A 22,967-nucleotide genomic window follows, 5' to 3' on the forward strand; every position below is an offset into this window, starting at 1 on the left:
GCGCGAGGGTCTCAGCTATCGCGGCGGATCCAGCGGAAACCGAAGCGGCACGCGATCAGGCCGACGATCAGCCAGATACCGAGCACGAGCGCGATCCCGCTGAGATCCCAGGAGCCGCCGACCTCCGCCTCCTCGAAGCCGCTGGGGAGGAACACGGCGCGCATCCCCTGGGCGATCCACTTCAGCGGGAACACGCTCGCCGTGTTCTGCAGCCAGTCGGGCAGCGTGGTGAACGACAGGTACGAGCCCGAGATGAATTGCAGCACCAGCAGCGGCGGCACGATCACCGCCGTCGCGCTCTTGCCGGAGCGGGGCAGCGCTGAGACGGCAATGCCGAGGATCGCCGCCGTCGCCACTCCGGCGAGGTAGACCCAGGCGAAGGTCGCCCAGCGGCCGCTATCGCTGGGCAGCTCGACCGAGAAGACCGTGGCAGCCACGATCAGGAGCAGCGCCGTCTGCGCGAGGCTCGTCACCAGCACCTGGCCGAACTTTCCAAGGAAATAGCTGAACACAGGGAGCGGAGTGCCCGCGAGGCGCTTGAGCGTGCCGTCGCTGCGCTCGACGGCGATGTCGACGCCGAGGTTCTGCACTCCGGACAGGAGGATGCCGGCCGCGGCCAAGCCCGGCACGTAATACTCCGCCATCGGGATCCCCGGGTCCTGCGGGTTCGCCTGCATCACGGCGTTGTCGCCGAACGCGACCGAGAAGATCGTCAGCAGCAGCACCGGGAAAAGGAAGGTGAAGAACACCTGATCCGGTGCCCGAAAGTAGGAGCGGATCTCGTAGCGAGCCCGGGACAGGCCCAGTCGGATCGTTCTCCCCGGACCGGTGGGGAGCGCGCGGGGGCGAGTGGCGACGGCGGTCATACCGGCTCTCCGATCAGGTCGACGGCGTCGCGATCCTCGCGGATGAGGTCGAGGTAGATGTCCTCGAGGCTAGGCCGGACCACTTCGAGGGCTGCCGGCTCCCCGAGTCGGGTATGCAGGTCGGCGACAGTCCGCGCGGGCTCAGTCGTGCGCAGACGGCGGAGCGCGCCATCCTCCCGCCACTGCACGATCGGGACGCGTGCCTCGTCGCCGCCGATGGCGCTCATCGGGCCGATTGCGAGGAGTCGCCCGCTGGCGATGACGGCGGCGCGGTCACCGAGGTGAGCGGCTTCGTCCAGGTAGTGCGTCGTGAGCAAGATGGTCGTGCCCTCGCTTTTCAGCAGCGCGACCAGGTCCCAGAACCCATGTCGCGCCTCCGGATCGAAACCCGTCGTGGGCTCGTCGAGGAACACCAGCTCCGGCCGGCCAATAATGCCGAGCGCGACATCGACACGGCGGCGCTGGCCGCCTGACAACCGCCCGATGCGGGAGCGGGCCTTCGCCGTCAGGCCGACCGCATCAATAGTCTCGTCGACGTCGCGCGGACGCGGGTACAGGCTCGCGAAGTGCGCGATCTGCTCCCTGACCGTCGCGTTGCCAGACTCACCGCTGGACTGGAGCACGATGCCGAGCCGCGCCTTCCAGGCCAGGTCGCCGTGCCGTGGGTCCACTCCGAGGACCGAGACCTCGCCGCCGGAGCGGTCGCGGTAGCCCTCGAGGATCTCGATCGTGCTCGACTTGCCCGCGCCGTTGGGCCCGAGCAGCGCGAACGTTTCGCCCCGGTGGATGTCGAAGGAGATACCCGAGACGGCTGGGGCACCGCCGTAGTCCTTCCGTAGGTCGCGCACGCGGACCGCATGGTCATCGTTCATCGTTCCAGCGTGCCCTGTCGCGCCGCCGAGACACAGTGTTCCGCGATATCCGTCCGCGAACCGGCTTAACGGAACAGCCGCTGGAGGCGTTTGACGCCGTCAAGGAGTGCGTCGTCGCCGAGGGCGTAGGAGAGACGAAGGTATCCGCTCGGACCGAAGGCCTCGCCGGGCACCGTCGCGACGTCGGCCTGCTCAAGGATCAGATCGGCGAGCTCGAGCGAGGTCGTCGGAGTGACGCCGCCCCATTCGCGGTGCAGCAGCCCCTTCACGTCGGGGTAGACGTAAAACGCTCCGCCCGGGGTCGGGCACTCGATGCCGTCGATCGCGCTGAGTTCGGCCACGATGGTGCGGCGGCGGCGGTCGAAGGCGAGGCGCATCTCCTCCGCCGGCTCCTGCGGACCGGTCAGGGCAGCAATCGCCGCGCGCTGCGAGATGTTCGACACGTTGCTCGAGAGGTGCGACTGCAGGTTGGCGGCACCCGTGATCGCGTCGGCCGGTCCGACCATCCAGCCCACGCGCCAGCCGGTCATCGCGTACGTCTTGGCGACGCCGTTGACGAGGATCGTGCGGTCGCGGAGGGAGGGGACAGCCTCCACGATCGAGGTCGCGCGCTCCAGCGGACCGGCGTCGTCCTGGTCACCAGTGGAGTAGACGAGATTCTGGTAGATCTCGTCAGCGATGATCCAGAGCCCGTGCGCGTCGGCCCACTCACCGATCTCGCGCGTCTGCTCGGGCGAGTAGACGGCTCCTGTCGGATTGGAGGGGGAGACGAAGAGAAGGACCTTCGTCCGCTCGGAGCGAGCCGCCTCGAGCTGCTCGACGGTGACGAGGTAGCCCTGGTCGGCTCCGGCAAAAACGTCGACCTGCACGCCGCCTGCGAGCTTGATCGCCTCGGGATAGGTGGTCCAGTAGGGCGTCGGCACGAGGACTTCATCGCCGTCATCGAGAAGGGTCTGGAACGCCTGGTAGACGGCCTGTTTGCCGCCGTTCGTCACGACCACCTGCGCGGCGTCGACCGCCCAACCGGAGTCGCGCGCCGTCTTCTCGGCGATGGCCTCACGCAGGTCGGGGAGACCCGCCGCCGGGGTGTACCGATAGTTCCGCGGATCACGTACGGCGGCCGAGGCGGCCTCGACAATGTGCTCGGGAGTGACGAAGTCGGGCTCCCCAGCGGCGTAGGACACGACCGGGCGGCCCTGGGCCTGGAGGGCTTTCGCCTTGGCATCGACCTTGAGGGTCGCGGACTCGGCGATGGCGGAGATGCGGGCAGAGATGCGCGTGGTGGAAGACACGACGGCCAGCGTAACGTGCGTGCGCGAGAGGGGTTCCGGGCCTGGCGCCGCTCGGCTGGACACGCCCAGCGGGTCCCCGTACACTCGTCCGAGGTAGTCGATCTCTGCCAGGATCCGCAGCGCCCTCGGGGCGGCCGGGGCTCCTCCGGCGGGTCGATTTCCTCCTCGGATGCTCGCAATGGCATCCGTAGGGCGGTGGCTCAATTGGTAGAGCAGCGGTCTCCAAAACCGCAGGTTGCAGGTTCGAGCCCTGTCCGCCCTGCACATCGATGCCCGTCGCACGCGGTCCCCGCGACGCAGCGGTCATCGGTCCAGGGTCGCCCGGGAACGGGCGGTCGGCCACACCGGAGGTTCCGGTGCGGGAAAGGTGCGTGCAGGTGGCCGGGAAAGCAGTCGACGAGCCGAGCGAGGACGTCGTCGCGATCGCGAATCAGCAGCGAGCCGCGCGGCGTAATCCGTTCGCGCGCATCGCCCTCTTCATCCGGCAGGTCATCGCCGAGTTGAAGAAGGTCGTCACACCCACCCGCAAGGAGCTGGGTAATTACGTCGTGGTCGTTCTCATCTTCGTCGTCATCATGATGGCGCTGGTGTCGTTCCTCGACTGGGTGTTCGCCCTGGCCGTGACCTACGTGTTCGGCACGCCCGCGGCCTGACCGGCTCCGACGGGTGCGACCGATTGATCAAGAGAGAGTTGTGACGAGTGTCTGACAGAAACCGCGACGACGTCGACTGGGCGACGGCTGCTGAGCAGTCGTCCGAGGTCGAGGAGGAGCAGGAAGGCGACACGCAGACTCAGGCCGAAGACGCCGTCGAGCCCGCCGAAGAGGGCGCCCTCAGTGTCATCGACGAGAACGAGTCTGAGGATGACCTTGCCTCCGACCTCGAGGCAGCGCTCGACGCGATCGGCTCGGTCGATGACCCCGAGGCCGACTCCGCAGTCGATGAGGCTGCCCACATCGACACCGTCGAGGAAGCCGAAGCGGCTCTCGAGGCAGTCGAGGACGAAGCCGAGGTCGCCGCCGAGGATGCCGAGTCCGCAGGCGAGGAGCTTGCCGACATCGACCCGTACGAGGCTTTCCGCACCGAATTGCGCGGCAAGCCGGGTAAGTGGTACGTCATCCACTCCTATGCGGGCTTTGAGAAGCGCGTGAAGTCCAACATCGAGAACCGCAAGGTCTCGCTTGAGGCCGAGGACTACATCTTCGAGGTCCAGGTCCCGATGGAGGACGTGGTGGAGATCAAGAACGGCCAGCGCAAGATGGTGACCCGCGTGCGCATCCCCGGCTATGTATTGGTACGGATGGACCTCAACGAGGACTCGTGGTCTGTCGTCCGCCACACTCCCGGCGTGACCGGCTTCGTCGGCAACGCCCACAACCCGACTCCGCTGCGCTTCGAGGAGGCTTTCACGATGCTGAAGAGCCTCGTCGAGATCAAGGATGTCGCCCCCTCCAAGACCGCCGGCGCGAAGGGTCAGAAGCAGACGCAGCGCGTCCTGCCCGCCGAGGTCGACTTCGAGATCGGCGAGACCATCACCATCAAGGAGGGCTCGTTCGCGGGTCTTCCCGGCTCGATCAGTGAGATCAAGCCCGAGAGTGGCAAGCTCACCGTGCTCGTGTCGCTCTTCGAGCGCGAGACTCCGGTCGAACTTTCGTTCGACCAGGTCACCAAGCTCTGACGGGCCACTAACACCGCGCACGGCGGGACGCCTCGGTGCGATTTGCAGGGAGGTGCGATCTGCAGGGGATGTGGATGGGGGAGCGCTCTCATTCGCTTGGACGCTGTCCGGCGGTCGAGATCTCCTGCAGATCGCACTGCCTCCTGCAGATCGCACTGCCTCCTGCAGATCGCACTGGCCCCGGAGAGTAGGGGCGGCTTTGCCCGTGTAGGCTTACCTGGGTTTTCGTGTCGGCGCGCCTTCGTGCGCGTCGGCCGACCCTCCTCCACCGCGATTCGGCACAGTCGGATGCGCGGGAGAGCGGCCGGGAGCCCCCGACCGCTCGAACCCTGAGAAAAGGAATCAGAATGGCCCCCAAGAAGAAGGTCACAGGCCTGATCAAGCTCCAGATCAAGGCCGGCGCAGCGAACCCCGCGCCCCCGATCGGTCCGGCGCTCGGTCAGCACGGCGTCAACATCATGGAGTTCTGCAAGGCGTACAACGCGCAGACGGAGTCTCAGCGCGGCAATGTGATCCCCGTCGAGATCACCGTCTACGAGGACCGCTCGTTCACCTTCATCCTGAAGACCCCGCCCGCGGCGGAACTCATCAAGAAGGCTGCCGGAGTCGCTAAGGGATCGTCGACCCCGCACACCGTCAAGGTCGCCAAGCTCACGCAGGCTCAGGTTCGCGAGATTGCCGAGGCGAAGCAGGTCGACCTCAACGCCAACGACATTGATGCCGCGGCGAAGATCATCGCCGGTACGGCTCGTTCAATGGGCATCACGGTAGAGGCGTAACCCCTTTGCCGCGCGGCGCGTAGTAGTCCGTGCCGCGTGAGAAAGCGCGATCCCGTCGCGCCCCCAGAACTCTCATTTTCCGTGGGAGAGCCCGCCAGGCTCTAGAACCACATTCTCGTTTCAAGGAGAAACAACATGGCACAGAAGTCGAAGGCCTACCGGGCCGCAGCGGCCAAGCTCGAAGAGGGCCGCTTTTACACAGCCGATGAGGCCGTCGCTCTCGCCCGCGAGACCGGTTCCGCCAAATTCAACAGCACCGTCGAGGTCGCTCTCAAGCTCGGTGTCGACCCCCGCAAGGCCGACCAGATGGTCCGCGGCACTGTCATCCTGCCGCACGGCACGGGCAAGACCGCTCGTGTGATCGTGTTCGCGACGGGGCCGGCCGCGGAGGCCGCTATCGCCGCCGGTGCCGACGAGGTCGGTGGCGCCGAACTCATCGAGAAGGTCGCGGGCGGGTACACCTCGTTTGACTCCGCCGTGTCCACTCCTGAGCTCATGGGCCAGGTCGGTCGTCTCGGGAAGGTGCTCGGCCCCCGTGGCCTCATGCCCAATCCGAAGACCGGAACCGTGACCCCGGATGTGGCCAAGGCCGTGACCGAGATCAAGGGCGGCAAGATCGAATTCCGCGTCGACAAGCACGCCAACGTGCACCTTGTCGTCGGCAAGGCCGCCTTCACCGAGGAGCAGCTCCAGGAGAACTTCAAGACCGCTCTCGACGAGATCGTCCGCTTGAAGCCGTCCTCCTCGAAGGGCCGCTACATCCAAAAGGCCGCCGTCTCAACGACGTTCGGCCCCGGCATCCCGCTGGACGTCAACATCCTGGCCTAAGCCGTCCCCGCCGCGAGATGCCACGTGAGTACGCGACCCGCCGAAGAAGGCGTACTCAAGCCGCATCTCGCGGCGTGTAGCTGGGCGAGGCGGCAGGGAGACGCGCGTTAGCAGTCCGAGACGGTGAGGACGATCTTGCCGCGGGTGTGACCGGTCTCGAGTTGCTCGTGCGCTTCGCAGGCGCGGGCGAGCGGGAAGATACCGTCGATGAAGACGCGGACGTCACCCGACTCGAGGAGGCGCGAGATCACGGCAAGCGTCGCTCCGTCTGGGGCGACACGGTACGTGGAAGCCCGCATGCCGGCCGCCGCTGCCTCCTCGAAGAAGCCGGGCCAGCTGCCCGTCGGCGCGTTGACGATCAAACCGCCAGGGCGCAGGACCGGGAGTGACCGCGAGCCGGTGTCGTCGTGCACGTTGCCAACCAGGTCGATGACCACGTCCATCCCGTCGAGAATCTCGTCGAATCGCTCGGTCGTATGGTCGATGACCTGCGCGGCGCCGAGTTCGCGGAGCCACTGTACGTTGCGGGTCGATCCGGTCGCGGTCACCGAGGCGCCGAAGTAGGCGGCGAATTGCACCGCGAAGTGGCCGACTCCACCCGATCCGGCGTGGATCAGCATCCGCTGGCCCTCGTGCGCTTTCGCGAGTTCGACCACCATGCCCCACGCCGTGAGCGCCGCGAGCGGAACGCCAGCCGCTTCAACGTGCGAGAGGGTCGACGGCTTCCGCGCGATCGACACGCTCGGGACGCTGACGTACTCGGCATACGAGCCGGAATAGCGGGGCACCATGACGAAGCCGTAGACCTCGTCGCCCGGTCGCAGGGGATGCGCCGGGTAGGGGCTCGAGACGACGACGCCCGAGAAGTCGTGGCCGAGTACCGCCGGATAGGACGTGATCTGAGAGGCGACTCCCCGGCCTGCGCGCGTCTTCGCGTCCAGCGGATTCACTCCGGCGGCAATCACCTTCACGGTGAACTCCGCATTGATCGCCGACGGCGTCGGCACCGTTGCCAGGTGCAGAGCGGAGGCGCGTCCCGGAGCGTCGATCACCGCCGCGGTCATCATGCGGGGGAGGATGACCTCTTGGGGAATCTCGCCGATTGCGAGTCCGTGCCCGTGCGCGCTGGTGTGCATCATGGCCCTTCGTGTCGCGGCGCCACGTTCGAGCAGGGTCGAGAGCGTCGCCCCGATCCCCACATTCCGACGCCGTGATTATTAAACCGCGGTAATGAGTCAGCGCTGTTACGGCGGTGTCACCCCTTGGAGAATATTCGGGCTCGTGGAGAAGATTCGGAGCGGAGAAGGCGCGGCGGAACGGTCTGGCACGATGAGGGGATGCCACACAGACGCTCCCGAGGGCCCGTGCTCGTGGGCGGTGCCACCCTGGTTCTGGTGGGTCTGGTCATCCTCCTCGCGGCCCGGATCAGCATCGGCACGAGTCGCTGGGTGTATGTCAGCGAGATGGGCGCGCCCGATCTGCCGACAGCCGGCGCCTTTCGCATCGCGCTGCTGCTGGTCGCGGGAGGCGGCACGCTGATCGCCGCCGGTGCGTGGTCGGTGCGGGTCCGCCTGTTTCGCGCGGTCCGGCCAGCGGCGGCGATACTCCTGGCCGCCGCCTGCTTCGCGCTGGCGTCGCAGGTGACCTGCACAGCGGGATGCCCGCTCCCGGTCGGCCCTGCCTTCAGCTGGCAGGACCTGATCCACACCTGCGCCGCGGTGCTCGGCTTCGCGGCGGCGTGCATGGCGATGCTGCAGCTCGCGACCGCGCAGGAGCGTCCGGCGGTCGCCCGGCTTTCGTTGGGAGCGGGGATCGCGGTGACGCTGGTTGCAGGAACCGGCGGCATCCTGTCACTCCTGCGGGTGTGGCTTCGGCTCGGCGGCACGCTCGAATTCGTCGCGACGGCGATTGCGGTGCTGTGGCTTGCGGTCGTCGGACTCGTGCTCGCGCGCGAAGATCTCAGCGCCGGGCGAGCCAGTCGCGCACATGGCCGCGGATCCGCTGCTGCTGGTCGGCGAGGCCCGCGTCGCGCGACGGTACCTGCGCGAGATGCGCGTCCGGAAGACCCGTAGCCCAGGCCTCGGCGATAGCCACCGGATGCACCGGGTCGCGCTCTGCCGCGATGACCAGGGTCCTGGCGATCACTTCGCCGAGTTCGTTGGAGTCGCGGTAGGCGCAGTCGCGGGGAATCGCGGCCAGGCGGACGGCGCGCTCCTGAGCGAGCGGGGCGCGGAAGTGGAGAGTCAGCGCTTCGGCCGACGCGGGCGAGATCCCAGCGGCGCGGGCAAACAGCGCGGAGGCGCGGAACATCCGCTCGCCGCGTTTCGCGCCGTGGTCGTGCAGCAAGTGAGCGATGACGGGGAAGACCGTGAGGTTCTCGGGTAGCGGCTCGGCGGTGAAGGCAGGGCGTACGAACACGGCGCGGTCGATGGGGAGCACACGGCGCACGGCCAGCCGCAGCGCGATCGCCGCGCCCATCGAAATGCCGAGCACCGTGAGCGGCTTGTGCGCGGCTCCAGCACGCACGACCTCCTCGGTCACCTCGTCGGTCAGCGCCTCAAGCGTGAAGTCGTCAGGCGTGCCGATCAGTTTGGAGGCACCGTGAGCGCGGATGTCTGGCGCGATCACCTCGGAACCAGCGGGGAGCGCCGAACGCAGTAGTCCGAGCGGCTGGGAGCGGTCACCGCCCAGGCCGTGCAGGAGGAGGACGGTCACCGTGCGCCCGTGCGGGTTCTCTCGTGCAGCTCGGCCATCAGCATCCCGGCAAGGCGGACCAGCATGTGGATCTCGTCCTCGTCGCGGTCGACCCAGCGGCAGTTCGGCTCGCCGCTGATCGGCACGAAGTCGCGGTGTTGCTCCCAGACGACGAGGGTGCGCTCGGCGCCCAGCACGTACTGCTGCCAGAAGACCTGGCGGAGGTAGTGACGGGGGATGCTGCGCCAGGGCTTCACGGTGGTCTTGATCTCGCAGAGTTCGAGCCGGCCGTCGTCGCGCAGGCCGATGCCGTCGGGAGTGGCGAGGTGGCGGCGCTCCTGGCTGGCGTGGAAGAGGGTGCTGCTGGGCTCGATCGCGTGCTCTCGGCGCACCCAAGCTGCGATCTCGGGCTCGCGGGCTCGGCCGTGATCGGTGAACGCGTTGCCGCCGAAGCCGGTGCCGTAGAGCTTGTCCAGTGCGGCCTTATCAATGGCGGCGGGGGAGGAGAGGCGGGCGACGTCGGTCGCGGTGATGCCGCGGGATCGGGCGCGGAGCCAGGCGACGCGGTCCGAGGAGTCGGCGACGACCCTGCGCAGGTGCGGGGGCTCGGCGTCCACAAAGACGGGCTGCGTCTCCCAGGGGAAGGAGAGCTGCAGATCGGGCACCGATTCATTCTGTGCTTGCTCGCCCGTCGGCCCGAATCGCCACGCCGTCCCCACGGATCTCGCGAGATCGGGGGTAACGGACGAGATCGGCTGCCGGGGCGTGGTGTGTCGTCCGTCCGGGTGCATCTCGCGACATTTCGGGAGGGGAGGGGGCGGGTTAGGCGGTGAGGAAGGCGTCTACCTGGGTGGGGGAGAGGAGGTGGCGGCGGACCATGAGGGCTGCGCCCCGCACGCCGCCGCCGTGGGCTGCGGCCTGGACGATGTCGAGGGAGCGCGTCGCGAGGGGGAGGGAGCGGCGGTAGACCACCTCGCGCACGCCCGCGAGGATCTCGTGGCTCGCCTCGGCCACGCTGCCTCCGATCACGATGACGGAGGGGTTGAGCAGGTTGACGCAGGTCGCAAGGACTTCGCCGAGGTCACGGCCGGCCGCGCGGGTGAAGTCGACGGCGCTCGGGTCGCCGGCGGAGAGCAGAGCGACGACGTCGGAGGTGCTGGAGGCGTCCCGCCCGGCCCCGGAGAGGCGCCGGGCGATCGCGGAGCCGCTCGCAATCGCCTCGAGGTCGGCCCCGCCGCGGTCGCCGGGCACCTGGACGTGGCCGAGGTCGCCGGCAGCTCCGAGCGCCCCGCGCTGGAGGGCGCCACCGCTGACGATCCCGGCGCCAATGCCGGTGGAGACCTTCACATAGAGGAGGTCGTCGACGTCGGCGTAGTGGTCGGCGTGCTCGCCGAGGGCGAGAAGATTCACGTCGTTGTCGACCAAGACGGGGACGGGGAGGCGGCGGCCCACGAACTCGGGGATGTCGAAGCGGTCCCAGCCGGGCATGATCGGCGGCTTCACGGGGTGGCCTGTCGCGTGCTCGACCGGCCCCGGCACTCCGACGCCCACACCGGCGAGGGGCCCCGCCTCCGGAACCTGGCCGAGCAGGGCTGCGGCGACGTCGAGCGCGTGGCCAAGGACGGCGAGTGGACCGTCGGCGATGGCGATTCTCTCGCGCCGACGGGCGAGAACCTGCCCGTCGAGGTCGGTCAAAGCGATGACGGCGTGCGCCGCGCCGAGGTCGATCGCCAGCAGGCTGCGTGCCTGGGCATCGAAGGCGACACGGGCGGCGGGGCGGCCGCCGGAGGAGGGAGCGTCGTCGCGGCGTGCGACCAGACCGGAGGCCGTGAGCGTGTCGAGCTGAGCGGAGACGGCCGCCCGCGGCAGGCCGGTCTCGCCCACGAGGTCGGCACGGGTGCGCGGTGCTCCGTCGGCGAGGAGGAGGAGCAGCTCGCCGACCGCGCTGACGGCGGAACGGCGAAGCGGTGACATGGCGGAAGTCAATCACAGCGCCCTCCTTCCGCGTGCCGACGCGACACCTCCCGTTCGGGTTTTGCTTGTCCGCGATCAAAAGTCCGCGTAGGGTTCCCAGCAACCCCTCTCGACGTTGATCAGGAGCCTCACCGGTGGCTACACCTCCAGACCTCTCCGCGCCCTCGGACATTTCTGTCCAGCTCTACTCGGTGCGCGAACCGCTCGCGGCCGATCTGCCAGCCACCCTCGGTCGCCTCGCCGCGATCGGATTTACGCAGGTCGAACTCTTCGGATTCGTCGAGCTGGCCGATGCCTACCGCACGGGGCTCTCCGCCAGTGGACTGACCGCCCCCAGCGCGCACGCGCGGCTGCTCGACCCGCAGGGAGATGCCACCGTCGAGGAGATCTTCGACGTCGCCGCCTCGCTCGGCGTGCAGACCGTGATCGACCCCTTCGTCGATCCGACCCGCTGGAAGACCGCCGACGACATTGCCCGAATCGCCGACGAATTCACTGCCCTCGTCGACTCCGCCGCCGCTCGCGGTCTCGTGCTCGGCTACCACAACCACGCCTTCGAGTTCGAGAACCGCATCGACGGGCGCAGCGCCTTCGAGTACCTCGCGGGCCTCCTCGACCCACGGATGGTGCTCGAACTCGACACCTACTGGGCCGCAGTGGGCGGCGACGACCCGGTGGATTTCCTGCGCCGCCTGGGCGATCAGGTGCGCTTCCTGCACGTGAAGGACGGACCGATCTCGGCCGACACCCAGGAGCAGCTTCCCGCGGGGGAGGGGGCGATGGATGTTCCCGGGATTCTCGCCGCCGCTCCGGAAGCGCTGCCCGTGCTCGAATTCGACGCATACGCGGGGGACATTTTCGAAGGCCTAGAGGCGGCTCACCGCTACGTGACGGGGCTCGGCGCATGAGCGGCGTGGGTCGCGTGGGCGTCGGCGTGATCGGCGCCGGGAACATCAGCACGCAGTACCTCACCAATCTCACTCTCTTCCCCGACCTTGACGTGCTTGTCGTCGCTGATCTCGACCTCGAGCGGGCGAAGGCCCAGGCGGAGGAGTTTGGCGTCCCGGCGTCCGGCAGCGTCGATGAACTCCTCGCGCACGAGGGCATCGAGATCGTCGTCAACCTCACCGTCCCGGCCGCGCACGTCGAGGTCGCGCGCCGTGCCGTCGAGGCGGGCAAGCACGTCTGGACCGAGAAGCCGTTCTCGCTCGACCGCGACAGCGGACGCGAGCTGCTCGCGCTCGCGAAGGAGAAAGGGCTGCGTGTTGCGACGGCTCCCGACACCTTCCTCGGCGCCGGCCTGCAAACGGCTCAGCGCATCATCGAGAGCGGAGCCATCGGCACGCCACTCTCGGCCCTCACCCTCTTTCAGGGCCCCGGCCCCGAGAGCTGGCACCCGAACCCTGCGTTCTTCTTTGCGCCAGGCGGAGGTCCGCTCCTGGACATGGGTCCCTACTACCTCACCGCCCTCGTCCAAAACCTCGGCCCGGTCGAGAGTGTCACCGCGGTCTCGTCCCAGGCTCGCGCGACCCGCGTCGTGGGCTCAGGACCCCAGGAGGGCATCGAATTCCCCGTGACTATCCCCACGCACATCGGCGGATTGCTGCGCTTCGAATCCGGCGCCTCTGCGCAGGGCGTGTGGAGTTTCGAGTCGAGCCTGCGGCGCGCCGGCTTCGTCGAGATCAACGGCACCGAGGGCACGCTCGTCCTGCCCGACCCGAACACCCACGACGGCGAAATCACCCTCCATCGCCGCGGAGCCGAGGAGCCGGAGGTCATTGCCGCCGTCGGGTCCACCGCCTCCCGCGGCACGGGGGTCCTCGACCTTGCCCGGGCGATCCGCGCTGACCGACCCGAGGCCGCCTCCGGAGACCTGGCGTACCACGTCACCGACGTGATGCTCTCACTGCTCGAGGCCGCCGAGACCGGCGAGAAGGTGCTTGTCACGAGCACGGTCACGCCCCGCCCCGCGCTCCCCGAGAGCTGGGACCCGAGCGAAGCGACCCTCGTCTGATGGCCGCGCCCCTGCGCATCGGCGTGCTCGGCGGAGGCTTCATGGCCACCGTGCACAGCCGTGCGGCCCGGAGCGCCGGTGCGATGCTTGCCGGAGTCGCCTCCTCCAGCCCCGAAAAGGGTGAGCGTGCCGCCGCCGAGCTCGGCTTCGCGCGCGCCTACCCCGACGCTCGCGCCCTGATCGAGGACGAGAGCATCGACCTCGTGCACATCTGCACGCCCAACGGCACGCACGCCGAGCTGGCGCTCGCCGCGATCGAAGGGGGCAAGCACGTGGTCTGCGAGAAGCCGCTCGCAGCGACCATCCGCGAGGCGGAGGCGCTCGCCGCAGCGGCCTCCGCCGCGGGAGTTGTCGCCACCGTCCCGTTCGCCTACCGCTTTCACCCGATGGTGCGGGAGGCGCGCGCCCGAGTGGCGGCGAGTGAGACGGGCCGGCTCGTCACCGTGCGCGGCAGCTACCTGCAGGACTGGCTCCTGGGTGCCTCCGACGACAACTGGCGCGTCGACCCCGCAGCAGGTGGGCGCTCGCGCGCGTTCGGCGACATCGGCTCGCACCTCGTAGACCTCCTCGAATTCGTCACCGGCGAGCGGATCGACTCGCTCGCGGCCATCACGAGCACGGTGCACGCCGAGCGCGGCGGTCGCCCGGTTGAGACCGAGGACGTGGCCGGAGTGATCGTGCGGCTCGGGGGCGGGGCCGTCGGCACCCTCCTCGTCTCGCAAGTCACGGCTGGGCACCGCAACGAGTTGGTGCTCGAAGTCTCGGGGCTGGAGGAGTCGCTGCGCTTCGAGCAGGAGCTGCCCGAGACGCTCTGGGTCGGCCGCCGCGACAGCGCTGTGCTGGTCCCGCGCGACGTGTCGCTCCTCGCCCCCGATGCGGCGCGACTCTCGATCGTGCCGAGCGGACATCCGATGGGCTACCAGGACGCGTTCACGGCCTTCGCGCGCGACACCTACGCCGCCGTTGCGGGAACCAAGGTCGAGGGTCTGCCGACGTTCGACGACGGCCTCCGCGCGGCGCGCATCACCGAGGCTGTGCTCGACGCGGCCGAGACCGGTGCCTGGGTCACCGTGCCCGCCGCCGACGACCGAACGGAGATCGCCGCATGAGCGACGAGAAAACCTACGCCGCCACCCATCCGGTGACGCTGTTCACCGGCCAGTGGGCCGATCTGCCCTTCGAGGAGGTCGCGCGCCTCGCCTCCGAATGGGGCTACGACGGCCTCGAGATCGCGGCCTCCGGCGACCACCTCGACCTCAAGCGCGCCGACGAGGACGATACGTATGCTGCCTCGCGGCTCGAGATCCTCGACCGGTACGGGCTTGAGGTCTTCGCGATCTCCAACCACCTCACCGGCCAGGCCGTCTGCGATGACCCGATCGACTTTCGCCACAGGGCGCTCGTGCGCGACTACACCTGGGGCGACGGCGACGCGGAGGGAGTGCGGCAGCGCGCTGCCGAGGATATGAAGCGCTCTGCCCGCGTCGCGCGCAAGCTGGGTGTCGACGTCGTCGTCGGCTTCACCGGCTCGAAGATCTGGCCCTACGTGGCGCAGTTCCCGCCGGTCCCCGCCTCGGTGATAGATGCCGGCTACGAGGACTTCGCCACGCGCTGGAACCCGATTCTCGACGAGTTCGACGCGCACGGCGTCGTCTACGCGCACGAGGTGCATCCGTCCGAGATCGCCTACGACTACTTCTCCAGCGTGCGGACGCTGGAGGCGATCGGGTACCGGACAGCATTCGGCTTCAACTGGGACCCGTCGCACATGATGTGGCAGGGGATCGACCCGGTCGGCTTCATCGTCGACTTCCAGGATCGGATCTACCACGTCGACTGCAAGGACACGCGGCTGCGCCCCGCGAACGGGCGGGCCGGCGTGCTCGGCTCGCACCTGCCCTGGGGCGACCCGCGGCGCGGCTGGGACTTTGTCTCGACCGGCCACGGCGACGTGCCCTGGGAGGACTCGTTCCGCGCGCTCGAATCCATCGGCTACTCCGGGCCCATCTCGATCGAATGGGAGGACGCGGGGATGGACCGCCTGCACGGTGCTCGCGAGGCCGTGCACTACATCCGCTCGCTGCTCTGGAAGCGCCCCACCGCATCCTTCGACGCCGCCTTCTCGGCCCAGTGACCCCCTCCCGCATCTCGCGGAGGGGTTAGTCGGTCTTGGCGGCGCGCTCGGACTTGAGACGGGCCTGCTCGCGACGGACTTCGGCGTAGCGGTTCTGCTCGACGCGCAGCCACTCGGGGACCTCGTCGAGCAGGGCCTGGATCTCGGGAGTGGTCAGTGCGTCAGTGACTCCGCCGCGGGCGAGGCCCGAGATGGAGACGTTCAGCCGGGAGGCGATCACCGAGCGGGGGTGAGGTCCCTCCTCGCGCAGCTGCACGAGCCAGGCGGGCGGGTTCGCGACGAGTTCGTCGTACTGCTCGCGCGTGATCGCCGACTCCTGGAACTCGTCTGGGGTCGCAGGCAGGTAGACCTGCAGCTTCTTCGCCGCGGTCGCAGCCTTCATCGTCTGTGTCGCCTTGGCCATGCGGCAACCCTACCGGCGCGGCGCGCAGCACCTACCCTGAGGGGATGAGCGAGCAGCCCGAGCCCCCCGATCACGAGGGTGCTGTCGGCCCCGTCCTCGCCGTGGCCCTCGTGCCGGGCGTCACCCCCACCACGTGGACGCGGGTCTGGGGCCAGCGTCGCGCCGACCTGCCGCTGCGGATCACCGTCGTGGGCGAGCATGAGCAGGAGGAGGCGTTGCTCGACGGGCGCGCGCAACTGTCGTTCGTGCGCGGCGAGGTCGCTTCGGCCGCGCTCAGCTCGATCCACCTCTACGACGAGCAGCTGGTCGCGGTGCTATGGCGCGAGCACGCGCTCGCCGACGCGGAGGAGGTGGACGTCACCGATCTCGCGGGGGAGCACCTCCTGCAGGAGCCCGCCGACGTGCCCGAGTGGGCGGCCGTCGCGGTCGAGATCGTCGATGAGTCGCGGCGCCCGCTGCCTCGGATGGCCGGGCTGGACGACGCCGTCGAGCAGGTCGCTGCCGGCGTCGGCGTGTTGATCGTGCCGCAGTCCGTGGCGAGGGCGCACGGCCGGAAGGACGTCGTTGCCATCCCCGTCACCGGAGTTGCCCCCGTGGCGGTCCGTCTCGCCTGGGTCACGGAGAAAAAGGGCGACGACATCGAGGACTTCATCGGCGTCGTGCGGGGCCGCAGCGCTACCACCACCCGCGGGACGGCTGCCACTCCGAAGGTCGAGTCGCGTGCGAAGGCCGCGAAGGCGAAGGCTCGCGAGGCGCGAGAGAAGGCGGAGAAGGCCGGCGGCGGCAAGAAGAAGTCGGCGCGGCCAAAGGCGTCGGCACCGGCGGTGCGGCGCACCCGCAAGCCTCGCGGCCGCTGACGCAGTCTGGTGGCACGGTTTCCGCGTCGAGCGCGCGCTGGACGGGGACGACATGAGGGTGGCGCCTCCCCTGACGGGCAAGAGACTCCCGCATGCTGGAGTCCGGGGTTAGGGTGCGGTCATGCCCACGAGCGATGAGAACTGGACCTTAGCCGAGCATGACGTACCGGTATACCGGAGCGGAGAGGGCGGACGCGCGCTGATCCTGATCCACGAGGTGTGGGGGGTCGACGGGCACATCCGCTCTGTCGCCGACCGGTACGCGGCCGAGGGGTACAGCGTCGTCGCGCCGGAGCTGCTTGCCGAGAGTGGGCTCCTCGAGCAGCTGGACGAGGAGCAGCGCGCCGAGTACGACCACCCGGTGCGGCGCCTGCCGCGCCAGGTCGAGCTGCGCACGTTTTTCGCACCCGTCTTCACGCCGCAGCACGGGACGCGGACCCTCGCGATCCTCCGGGCTCTCGTTGAACGACTGCTGCGGCAGGAGGGGGCCACGAGCGTCGCGGTCACCGGATTCTGCTATGGCGGCACCTTCTCGTGGGCGCTCGCACTGGCCGAGCCGCGCTTGGCCGCGGCCGTGCCGTTCTACGGGCACGTGAGTGCCTCGGCCGACGAACTCAGCGCACTGCGGGTGCCGGTCCTGGCGTTCCTCGGCGACCAGGATGCTCCGCTCGTCGAGCAGGTGCCGCGTGTTCGCGAGGCGACAGACGGCAAGGATGTCGAGGTGGTCGTCTACCCGGGAGCGGGGCACGCTTTCTTCAACGACGCGAACGAGCAGACGTACCGGGCGGAGGCGGCGGCCGACGCCTGGCCGCGTGCCCTCGCGTTCCTGGCGGCGCACGCGGGCTGACTCGAGGGTCTGCTCGCCTGCTCATCTGGGCCGCGAAATTCTGCGAGAAGCGCGGGACCAGGGATCCCACTAGCCCACCTCGGGCGCGACCACGCCCTTCCCCGCGCGGCCTCGCGGTCGTAGGCTCGCGCTCATTCGCAACAGGGAGAGGCGCCGATCATGACCGTGACACGCGAGAGTACTGCCCCTCCCGAACTCAAGCGGGTGCTCGGCCCCAAGCTGCTACTCCTGTTCGTCGTCGGCGACATCCTCGGAACCGGCATCTACGCGCTGACCGGACAGGTCGCCGCCGAGGTGGGCGGCGCCGCGTGGCTCCCGTTCGTGATCGCGTTCGTCGTCGCCCTGCTGACCGCGTGCTCATACCTCGAACTCGTGACGAAGTACCCACAGGCCGCCGGCGCCGCGCTCTACGCGCACAAGGCGTTCGGGATCCACTTCGTCACCTTCCTGGTCTGCTTCACCGTGATGGCGAGCGGCATTACCTCCGCGTCTGCTGCGTCCGGAGCGTTTGCGAGTAACTTCGCCATCGGCTTTGGCCTGGGGGAGGGGACGGGCGTCCGCCTGAGCATCGCGCTGATCTTCATGGTCTGCATCGCCCTGGTGAACCTGCGCGGAGTAGCGGAGAGCGTCGGGCTCAACGTGGTGCTGACGCTGATCGAACTTTCGGGCCTGCTCCTGGTGATCTTTGTCTGCTTCTTTGCGGTCTTCGGAGGCCAGGCCGACTTTTCGCGGGTCGTCGCCTTCGAGTCGCCGAGCGATAAGTCGCTGCTGCTGGCGGTGAGTACCGCAACCTCGCTCGCCTTCTTCGCGATGGTCGGCTTCGAGGACTCGGTGAACATGGCGGAGGAGACGAAGAACCCCAGCCGGATCTTTCCGCGCGTGATGCTGACCGGTTTAGGCATCACCGCGGTGGTCTACGTTCTGGTCTCGACCCTGGCCGTCGCGATCGTGCCAGTCGGGGAGCTGGCCGGCAATGACACTCCGCTCGTCACAGTGGTGGAGACGGCGGCTCCCGATTTCCCGATCTCGACGCTGCTGCCGTTCATCTCGCTGTTCGCGGTCGCCAATAGCGCGCTGATCAACATGATGATGGCGAGCCGCCTTCTCTATGGAATGAGCCGGCAGGGCGTGCTGCCGCCGTTGTTGCAGAATGTGCTTGCCGGGCGGCGCACGCCGTGGGCGGCAATTCTTTTCACCACGGTGATCGCACTGCTGCTCACCGCGTATGTGTCGCGCGATCCGTCTGACCCGATCGCGGTCCTGCTCGGCGGCACCACGTCGCTCCTGCTGCTGGCGGTCTTTGCGGTGGTCAATGTGGCCGTGCTGGTGCTGCGCCGTCAGCCGATGGAGCACCAGCATTTCCGCACGCCGACGGTGCTTCCGATTCTCGGGACGATCGCGTGCGTCTACCTGGTGCTGCCGATCACGTCCGGGCGGGATATCGCGCAGTACGGGATCGCGGGGGTGCTGCTCGTGATCGGCGTGCTGCTCTGGGTGGCGACCTTCATCGACCGCCGGGTCCGCGGTTATGCGCGGACCGCGGCGATCGACTCGGAGGAGCCGGACGCCGATCCGGAGTGAGTGGGGCGGATCGGCTCCCGGTGCCGCCCGTTCCGAGATCTGACACACGGTGGGGAAGCTGGCGGGTGAGCACCAGGACGACCACGACGATGGTGAAGGCGATCCAGGACCCGAGGCCGAGGGGACCTACGAGGATCGGGTCGACGGATTCCCCTTGTGCGGCAAACAGGGTGACAAGCCCGTCGGCCGCGTTGAGTGCGCCGTGGGCGACGACCGCTGGCCACAGCGATTCGCTCCTCAGCCGTAGCCACCCGACAAGCACACCGATCAGGGTCGTCGCAACGATCATCAGACCGACGCCGACGAGGTTCGGTTCGTCGAAGTTGTAGCCCAGCAGGATGATCGGTGCGTGCCAAGCGCCCCACAGCACACCGGTGATGATGAGCGCAGGCCAGGTCCCGAGGGGCAGCAGCGCGGGAAGTAACCAGCCACGCCACCCGACCTCCTCGCCGAAGGCGAGCATCGAGTTCACTGCGGTACCGATCGGGATGCTGAGGAGTTGGAGTGTCGCGATCGTCCACACCGACACGGGAAGTGCCCCCCCGATGGCGGCTTCCAGGGCAGCGCTGAATCCTGACAAATGGACGATATCGAGTGTGACGAAGCCGAGTGCTGCGGCGAGTCCGATCCCCGCAAGGAGGATGACGGGGACGAGGAGCACGGCCAGGGCCGTAAATCCGATTGTTCGTTTCAGCGGATGCAGTAGCCAGATCCCGAGTCGCCGCAGCACCGCGCGGGTCGCATGCTGTCGTTGCAGGAACACGACCGTCAGCGTCGCGACGAGGGGTGTGAACATCATCGCTGGCACGAGCACTGTGGCGAACGCCGACGACAGTCCGCTTCCCGTGATCCACAGCGAGAGTTCCACCGCCCAGGCAAGTCCGAATGCGACCAGCACGAAGACCGCGATTGTCGGCCATGCGGCGGTCGCGTCATCCGCCCCTGCTGGTCCTCCTCGCTGCACAGTCCGTGAACCAGCAGTCATCGAGCACCCATCCGAGCTTGGATGAGGTCGGCGACGCGCTCTGGGTGACGGCACTGCACCACATACTCCCGATTGCCGCGAGTACGCAGGAGGAGAGCAGGGCGATTCCCGAGGATCAACCCGGTCGCGTTGCCCCGCCACCGCAGGCCGACGCCACCGAAGCGGAACCACGTCTGGTCCTCGACGCCGACAGACTGTAGTTCGGAAAATTCCAGCCGACGCCGCCAGATCGGAATGAACCGCAGCTCGATGTCGCGGGCGACGTCCACGCGAACGGATGCGGTGATGAGCACCAGACCGACGGCGAGCACGAGTACGGATGGGAGCATCGTGAGTGTGGCTGGCACTGCGCCTATCGCATCGACGAGAACGACTGCAAGGGCGACCATGCCGCCGAAACTCAGCAGGAGAAACGCTCCCAGTACCTTCATCCAAATGGGGCCGTTCATTCGATCCGTCACGCTGGTATCTCCTCTGCTTTGTGCACACGCTGGTGTGTCGTCCGGGGTCGAGACGAGGACCATCCAATCGGGACGACCAGAATCAGCAAGGCGGCGAACATTACGAACGCGAAGCTCGACACTCCGAGGACGAGCCAGATCCCGAGGTGGAACACGAGCGCGGTGGGCAGTAAAACCCGCAGTCGGAATGACACCGGCAGGAACACTGAGATGGCGAGGCTGAACTCCAGCACGAGTGTCCCCCACGAGAGCGCAGCGACCAGTGGCGGCTGCGATGTGACCCACTCAGCGGTCGTCCGGAAGATCCAGGGCGCGCCAAAGACATTGTTTCGCACCCAGTAGAAGAGCGCTGTCCCGTTTACCCACTCCGAGCTCTCGAGCTTCCCCAGGCAGGCTACGAGATAGACCACCGCAACCTGCAGCTTCGCGAGAGCAACGCCAACATCAGCCAGATAGACGCGAGACCCGAGGCCTCGGTCAGACTGAACAGCTGTCCAAGAGTGTCGGCGCCAGTCAGTAAGACTGACGGGCAGCATGAGCAGCCCCAGGATGCCGGCGAGCTGGTCTCCGCCGTCCGGTGCGGCGCTCGTCATCGGCAGAGCGAGAAGAAGAACCGCTGTCGGGACCGCGGCCAGGGCTGGGAACCAACCTGACGCGACAGAAAGACAGAGCAAACCCGCTACCGCCTGCGCACCGCCCACCGCACTCTCTGGGAGCCAGCACGGCCAAGCCAGCCAGCCCACGCTCGCAGCACAACGAGCAGTCAATGCTCCGTCTACCGGCGTGAACAGAACGGCCGAAGGAGTCAGTAGGTAAGTTAGACCAGCACCCAGGGCGAGCAGACTACGAGCGGCTCCGAGTGGGGCGGTCCATGGCGTCGGCAACCGAAGCGTTTCGCTGAGCCAGTAGTCGCGAGTTCGGGTCAACATGCAACGTCCAAGAAAATGGCTTCGTGGAAGCGGGCCTCAGCTTGGAGGTTCCGCCACTCCCACGGCACAGGCTTCTGCGCAACGAGGAGCAGCTCACCGCAGAGTGTCGGATTGTTGCGAGGATTGTGAACTCGGAGCGGTTCCCCAGCCGCAACCGCTTCACAAGCGTTTTCGGTTCCGCACTTCGTCCACGCTCCTTGCCCGACCCCCTGCAGGAAGGTCGCGATTTCAGCTCCCTGTGCCCGACCCATTCGATTGAAACCGAGGGCCCATTCGGCAGAGGCGCTGACATCAACCGATCGGTTTACCAGCGAATTGTCCGAGACCTCGAAGGGGACGAGGTAGTCGCTCTGCGCGTCCTTTGTGAAAAACGCCCATCCCTGTGGTGCTATCTGCCGAGTTACCTGAATCACGTCGTTCCGAGCCGGCGGAAGTACAGATGGCCTGAAACTGACCGCTCCTTGGAACACGTAAAAGGCGAGCGTCAGACCAACGATGCCGGCTACCACGATGGACAGACGAGAAGCGGGGGCGGAAGATCCCCTCTTCCACGTCAGGAGCGGCAATTCAGCGACCGAACTGCTCGATCACCGCTGCGACAACGCCGTCGGAGAACCGGTCACTGGTGCTAGCAACGACGGCTGACTTCGTCTCCACGGCGTTGTTCTGATAGGCCACGTTCGTCCCGGCCGCGACGTTGAACCCGAGCGCGATGTTGGCAGCAAGGGCGTAGTTCACTGCCGCAACGGCGGTCACCGCGATGACAGCTCCGAGTGCGACGACGACCGCAACGCCACAATCCGTTCCGACCTCACCCGGCACATGAGTCTTTTCTGCCTCCAGCGACTGCACCGCCTCGGCCATGGTCGGAGTCTGCAACATTTGGTCGTAAGCGCTGGTCAAGTCTTGCTGCACCTTGACGGGGTCGCCGTCGAGAACTGTTGCACCGAGCCGTGAAAAGTACTTCGCGTCGCTCGCAATCAACTCCTCTTCAATATGCTGCACTTTCGCAACAGACTCAGGAGTCGCCACCTCCTGCAGAACGGTCTCGATCTCGTCATCAGTGAGCGAAGAGACGTCTGCGTTCTTGAGCAGAGCGCGAGTGCTGTCTCCGCCCTGCAAGAAGAACAGGGCCTCGAACACCTTGTGCCCCCTCAGTGCCGGGTCTGTCGCCCCCTCTACCGTTGCGGCAGAGGCCGACGTTGCGTCCGGCTGGCAGACGGCCATGATGCTGACCGTTCCGATAACGGTGGCCGCTGCGACGACGAGCGCGATGATTCGCTTGTTCATGAAAATACTCCCGAGGGTTTAGCTCCCCAGCACGTTAGCAACAGTGGAATACCCATGCCACCCCCCAGCTCGGGTGTAGTGCTGCGCATTCGCCGCTCGGCGCACCACGGATGAGAAACATCTGCTAGTTGATGGGCGGCCGGTCGCCACGGAACTTCGCCAGTGGCTCGTTTTCATGCCGACTAGCTACCTGCCGTGTTCGGTATAAATTGAGGCTTATGCACTGGCGCGCCCAGCGAACAAGCCTCTGACCAGGGTTTTTGTGAAGCCCTCCCCGAATTTTGCATAAGCCTCATTCTCTAGAGTGTTTCGCTTAATGGGCAACCTGTGTGATCTATTGAGGCTTATGCAAAATCTGATTGATCGAGGTGAAGTCGTGCGTGTCGGCCACGAATAACGCCGGCTGATTCGTTGCGATTGAAAAGCAATTTCCGACAGGAACTCTTCGCAAAGGAACCAGCCGGTGCACAAGCAGCTACTACG

25 protein-coding genes and 1 tRNA gene are annotated in these 22,967 nt (G+C 67.5%); 13 read left to right on the forward strand and 13 right to left on the reverse strand.

All coding sequences use genetic code 11. The annotated features are described in order from the left end of the window. Nucleotides 1-11: 11 nt before the first annotated feature. The 3 genes from B0H03_RS01345 to B0H03_RS01355 form a co-directional block, all read right to left on the reverse strand. Nucleotides 12-866 (reverse strand): ABC transporter permease, encoded by an 855-nt coding sequence (locus B0H03_RS01345; RefSeq protein ID WP_104266340.1) that lies wholly within the window; start codon nt 864-866, stop codon nt 12-14. Next, a complete protein-coding gene (locus B0H03_RS01350) occupies nt 863-1,738 on the reverse strand; it encodes an ABC transporter ATP-binding protein (protein ID WP_104266341.1) in 876 nt (291 codons plus the stop codon). The genes B0H03_RS01345 and B0H03_RS01350 overlap by 4 nt, the downstream gene beginning before the upstream one ends. Nucleotides 1,739-1,803: 65 nt before the next feature. Next, a complete protein-coding gene (locus tag B0H03_RS01355; RefSeq protein ID WP_160487199.1) occupies nt 1,804-3,030 on the reverse strand; it encodes a pyridoxal phosphate-dependent aminotransferase in 1,227 nt (408 codons plus the stop codon). A 189-nt stretch (nt 3,031-3,219) separates the two neighbouring features. On the opposite strand from B0H03_RS01355, the gene B0H03_RS01360 reads away from it, so the two are divergent. The 5 genes from B0H03_RS01360 (at nt 3,220) to rplA (ending at nt 6,315) form a co-directional block, all read left to right on the forward strand. Then, a tRNA-Trp gene (locus B0H03_RS01360) sits at nt 3,220-3,292 on the forward strand. Nucleotides 3,293-3,407: 115 nt separating this feature from the next. Then, nucleotides 3,408-3,683, forward strand: a complete 276-nt coding sequence (gene secE / locus B0H03_RS01365) for a preprotein translocase subunit SecE (protein ID WP_068208793.1) — start codon at nt 3,408-3,410, stop codon at nt 3,681-3,683. Nucleotides 3,684-3,730: 47 nt separating this feature from the next. After that, nucleotides 3,731-4,708 (forward strand): transcription termination/antitermination protein NusG, encoded by a 978-nt coding sequence (gene nusG / locus B0H03_RS01370; RefSeq protein ID WP_104266343.1) that lies wholly within the window; start codon nt 3,731-3,733, stop codon nt 4,706-4,708. Between the two features lie 347 nt (nt 4,709-5,055). Beyond that, nucleotides 5,056-5,487: a 50S ribosomal protein L11 gene (rplK, locus tag B0H03_RS01375; RefSeq protein WP_104266344.1), complete on the forward strand. Its 432-nt coding sequence runs from the start codon at nt 5,056-5,058 to the stop codon at nt 5,485-5,487. 135 nt (nt 5,488-5,622) lie between these two features. After that, nucleotides 5,623-6,315, forward strand: a complete 693-nt coding sequence (rplA, locus tag B0H03_RS01380; RefSeq protein ID WP_104266345.1) for a 50S ribosomal protein L1 — start codon at nt 5,623-5,625, stop codon at nt 6,313-6,315. 107 nt (nt 6,316-6,422) lie between these two features. Here rplA and B0H03_RS01385 read toward each other — a convergent pair whose 3' ends face one another. After that, nucleotides 6,423-7,382 (reverse strand): NADP-dependent oxidoreductase, encoded by a 960-nt coding sequence (locus tag B0H03_RS01385; RefSeq protein WP_419956885.1) that lies wholly within the window; start codon nt 7,380-7,382, stop codon nt 6,423-6,425. A gap of 270 nt (nt 7,383-7,652) precedes the next feature. On the opposite strand from B0H03_RS01385, the gene B0H03_RS01390 reads away from it, so the two are divergent. Further along, entirely contained in the window at nt 7,653-8,387 is a 735-nt protein-coding gene (locus tag B0H03_RS01390) for a DUF998 domain-containing protein (protein ID WP_104266346.1), read from the forward strand. Here B0H03_RS01390 and B0H03_RS01395 read toward each other — a convergent pair. The 3 genes from B0H03_RS01395 to B0H03_RS01405 form a co-directional block, all read right to left on the reverse strand. Continuing rightward, nucleotides 8,275-9,030 (reverse strand): alpha/beta fold hydrolase, encoded by a 756-nt coding sequence (locus tag B0H03_RS01395; protein WP_160487200.1) that lies wholly within the window; start codon nt 9,028-9,030, stop codon nt 8,275-8,277. The two genes, B0H03_RS01390 and B0H03_RS01395, sit on opposite strands and share 113 nt — an antisense overlap. After that, nucleotides 9,027-9,665 carry a YqaJ viral recombinase family protein gene (locus B0H03_RS01400; RefSeq protein ID WP_181109299.1) on the reverse strand — a complete coding sequence of 213 codons (639 nt, stop codon included), beginning with the start codon at nt 9,663-9,665 and terminating at the stop codon, nt 9,027-9,029. Before B0H03_RS01400 ends, B0H03_RS01395 begins: the two co-directional genes overlap by 4 nt. Nucleotides 9,666-9,831: 166 nt before the next feature. Beyond that, nucleotides 9,832-10,983: an ROK family protein gene (locus B0H03_RS01405; RefSeq protein ID WP_104354415.1), complete on the reverse strand. Its 1,152-nt coding sequence runs from the start codon at nt 10,981-10,983 to the stop codon at nt 9,832-9,834. A gap of 134 nt (nt 10,984-11,117) precedes the next feature. Here B0H03_RS01405 and B0H03_RS01410 point away from each other — a divergent pair, with 134 nt between their 5' ends. From B0H03_RS01410 to B0H03_RS01425, 4 genes are read left to right on the forward strand one after another with little or no spacing between them, the layout of a single operon-like run. Further along, nucleotides 11,118-11,891, forward strand: coding sequence for a sugar phosphate isomerase/epimerase family protein (locus B0H03_RS01410; RefSeq protein WP_206612075.1), 774 nt, complete (start codon nt 11,118-11,120; stop codon nt 11,889-11,891). Next, complete coding sequence (locus B0H03_RS01415; protein WP_104266354.1) at nt 11,888-12,997, forward strand: Gfo/Idh/MocA family protein; 1,110 nt, start codon at nt 11,888-11,890, stop codon at nt 12,995-12,997. The genes B0H03_RS01410 and B0H03_RS01415 overlap by 4 nt, the downstream gene beginning before the upstream one ends. After that, on the forward strand, nt 12,997-14,106 hold the full coding sequence (locus B0H03_RS01420) for a Gfo/Idh/MocA family protein (protein ID WP_104266355.1): 1,110 nt from the start codon (nt 12,997-12,999) through the stop codon (nt 14,104-14,106). The genes B0H03_RS01415 and B0H03_RS01420 overlap by 1 nt, the downstream gene beginning before the upstream one ends. Then, entirely contained in the window at nt 14,103-15,131 is a 1,029-nt protein-coding gene (locus B0H03_RS01425) for a sugar phosphate isomerase/epimerase family protein (RefSeq protein WP_160487201.1), read from the forward strand. The genes B0H03_RS01420 and B0H03_RS01425 overlap by 4 nt, the downstream gene beginning before the upstream one ends. Before the next feature lie 25 nt (nt 15,132-15,156). Here B0H03_RS01425 and B0H03_RS01430 read toward each other — a convergent pair whose 3' ends face one another. Then, entirely contained in the window at nt 15,157-15,534 is a 378-nt protein-coding gene (locus B0H03_RS01430) for a DUF5997 family protein (RefSeq protein WP_104266356.1), read from the reverse strand. A gap of 44 nt (nt 15,535-15,578) precedes the next feature. On the opposite strand from B0H03_RS01430, the gene B0H03_RS01435 reads away from it, so the two are divergent. The 3 genes from B0H03_RS01435 (at nt 15,579) to B0H03_RS01445 (ending at nt 18,819) form a co-directional block, all read left to right on the forward strand. After that, nucleotides 15,579-16,391, forward strand: coding sequence for a LysR family transcriptional regulator substrate-binding protein (locus B0H03_RS01435; RefSeq protein WP_104266357.1), 813 nt, complete (start codon nt 15,579-15,581; stop codon nt 16,389-16,391). 121 nt (nt 16,392-16,512) lie between these two features. Beyond that, a complete protein-coding gene (locus tag B0H03_RS01440) occupies nt 16,513-17,238 on the forward strand; it encodes a dienelactone hydrolase family protein (RefSeq protein ID WP_104266358.1) in 726 nt (241 codons plus the stop codon). A gap of 159 nt (nt 17,239-17,397) precedes the next feature. After that, complete coding sequence (locus tag B0H03_RS01445; RefSeq protein WP_104266359.1) at nt 17,398-18,819, forward strand: APC family permease; 1,422 nt, start codon at nt 17,398-17,400, stop codon at nt 18,817-18,819. Here B0H03_RS01445 and B0H03_RS01450 read toward each other — a convergent pair. From B0H03_RS01450 to B0H03_RS01470, 5 genes are all read right to left on the reverse strand, one after another. Beyond that, entirely contained in the window at nt 18,743-19,804 is a 1,062-nt protein-coding gene (locus B0H03_RS01450) for a CPBP family intramembrane glutamic endopeptidase (protein WP_104266360.1), read from the reverse strand. The genes B0H03_RS01445 and B0H03_RS01450 overlap by 77 nt on opposite strands. Next, on the reverse strand, nt 19,801-20,265 hold the full coding sequence (locus tag B0H03_RS01455; protein WP_104266361.1) for a hypothetical protein: 465 nt from the start codon (nt 20,263-20,265) through the stop codon (nt 19,801-19,803). Before B0H03_RS01455 ends, B0H03_RS01450 begins: the two co-directional genes overlap by 4 nt. Continuing rightward, complete coding sequence (locus tag B0H03_RS16435; RefSeq protein ID WP_104266362.1) at nt 20,262-20,858, reverse strand: HTTM domain-containing protein; 597 nt, start codon at nt 20,856-20,858, stop codon at nt 20,262-20,264. The genes B0H03_RS01455 and B0H03_RS16435 overlap by 4 nt, the downstream gene beginning before the upstream one ends. Before the next feature lie 329 nt (nt 20,859-21,187). Beyond that, nucleotides 21,188-21,703, reverse strand: coding sequence for an SdpA family antimicrobial peptide system protein (locus B0H03_RS17375; protein ID WP_160487202.1), 516 nt, complete (start codon nt 21,701-21,703; stop codon nt 21,188-21,190). Nucleotides 21,704-21,761: 58 nt separating this feature from the next. Further along, nucleotides 21,762-22,484 carry a sporulation delaying protein family toxin gene (locus B0H03_RS01470; RefSeq protein WP_104266364.1) on the reverse strand — a complete coding sequence of 241 codons (723 nt, stop codon included), beginning with the start codon at nt 22,482-22,484 and terminating at the stop codon, nt 21,762-21,764. Nucleotides 22,485-22,967 lie beyond the last annotated feature (483 nt).

The organism is Rathayibacter iranicus NCPPB 2253 = VKM Ac-1602 (genome assembly GCF_003149025.1).
In the GTDB taxonomy this organism is placed as follows: Bacteria; Actinomycetota; Actinomycetes; order Actinomycetales; family Microbacteriaceae; genus Rathayibacter; species Rathayibacter iranicus.

Coding starts and splice junctions, on each gene's coding strand:
- B0H03_RS01430 (WP_104266356.1), bottom strand. CDS start 15,534: ATGGCCAAGGCGACACAGACGATGAAGGCTGCGACCGCGGCGAAGAAG.
- B0H03_RS01415 (WP_104266354.1), top strand. CDS start 11,888: ATGAGCGGCGTGGGTCGCGTGGGCGTCGGCGTGATCGGCGCCGGGAAC.
- B0H03_RS01440 (WP_104266358.1), top strand. CDS start 16,513: ATGCCCACGAGCGATGAGAACTGGACCTTAGCCGAGCATGACGTACCG.
- B0H03_RS01345 (WP_104266340.1), bottom strand. CDS start 866: ATGACCGCCGTCGCCACTCGCCCCCGCGCGCTCCCCACCGGTCCGGGG.
- B0H03_RS01405 (WP_104354415.1), bottom strand. CDS start 10,983: ATGTCACCGCTTCGCCGTTCCGCCGTCAGCGCGGTCGGCGAGCTGCTC.
- B0H03_RS16435 (WP_104266362.1), bottom strand. CDS start 20,858: ATGACGAGCGCCGCACCGGACGGCGGAGACCAGCTCGCCGGCATCCTG.
- B0H03_RS01420 (WP_104266355.1), top strand. CDS start 12,997: ATGGCCGCGCCCCTGCGCATCGGCGTGCTCGGCGGAGGCTTCATGGCC.
- B0H03_RS01435 (WP_104266357.1), top strand. CDS start 15,579: ATGAGCGAGCAGCCCGAGCCCCCCGATCACGAGGGTGCTGTCGGCCCC.
- rplA (WP_104266345.1), top strand. CDS start 5,623: ATGGCACAGAAGTCGAAGGCCTACCGGGCCGCAGCGGCCAAGCTCGAA.
- B0H03_RS01390 (WP_104266346.1), top strand. CDS start 7,653: ATGCCACACAGACGCTCCCGAGGGCCCGTGCTCGTGGGCGGTGCCACC.
- rplK (WP_104266344.1), top strand. CDS start 5,056: ATGGCCCCCAAGAAGAAGGTCACAGGCCTGATCAAGCTCCAGATCAAG.
- B0H03_RS01350 (WP_104266341.1), bottom strand. CDS start 1,738: ATGAACGATGACCATGCGGTCCGCGTGCGCGACCTACGGAAGGACTAC.
- B0H03_RS01450 (WP_104266360.1), bottom strand. CDS start 19,804: ATGACTGCTGGTTCACGGACTGTGCAGCGAGGAGGACCAGCAGGGGCG.
- B0H03_RS01445 (WP_104266359.1), top strand. CDS start 17,398: ATGACCGTGACACGCGAGAGTACTGCCCCTCCCGAACTCAAGCGGGTG.
- B0H03_RS01425 (WP_160487201.1), top strand. CDS start 14,103: ATGAGCGACGAGAAAACCTACGCCGCCACCCATCCGGTGACGCTGTTC.
- B0H03_RS01470 (WP_104266364.1), bottom strand. CDS start 22,484: ATGAACAAGCGAATCATCGCGCTCGTCGTCGCAGCGGCCACCGTTATC.
- B0H03_RS01385 (WP_419956885.1), bottom strand. CDS start 7,382: ATGATGACCGCGGCGGTGATCGACGCTCCGGGACGCGCCTCCGCTCTG.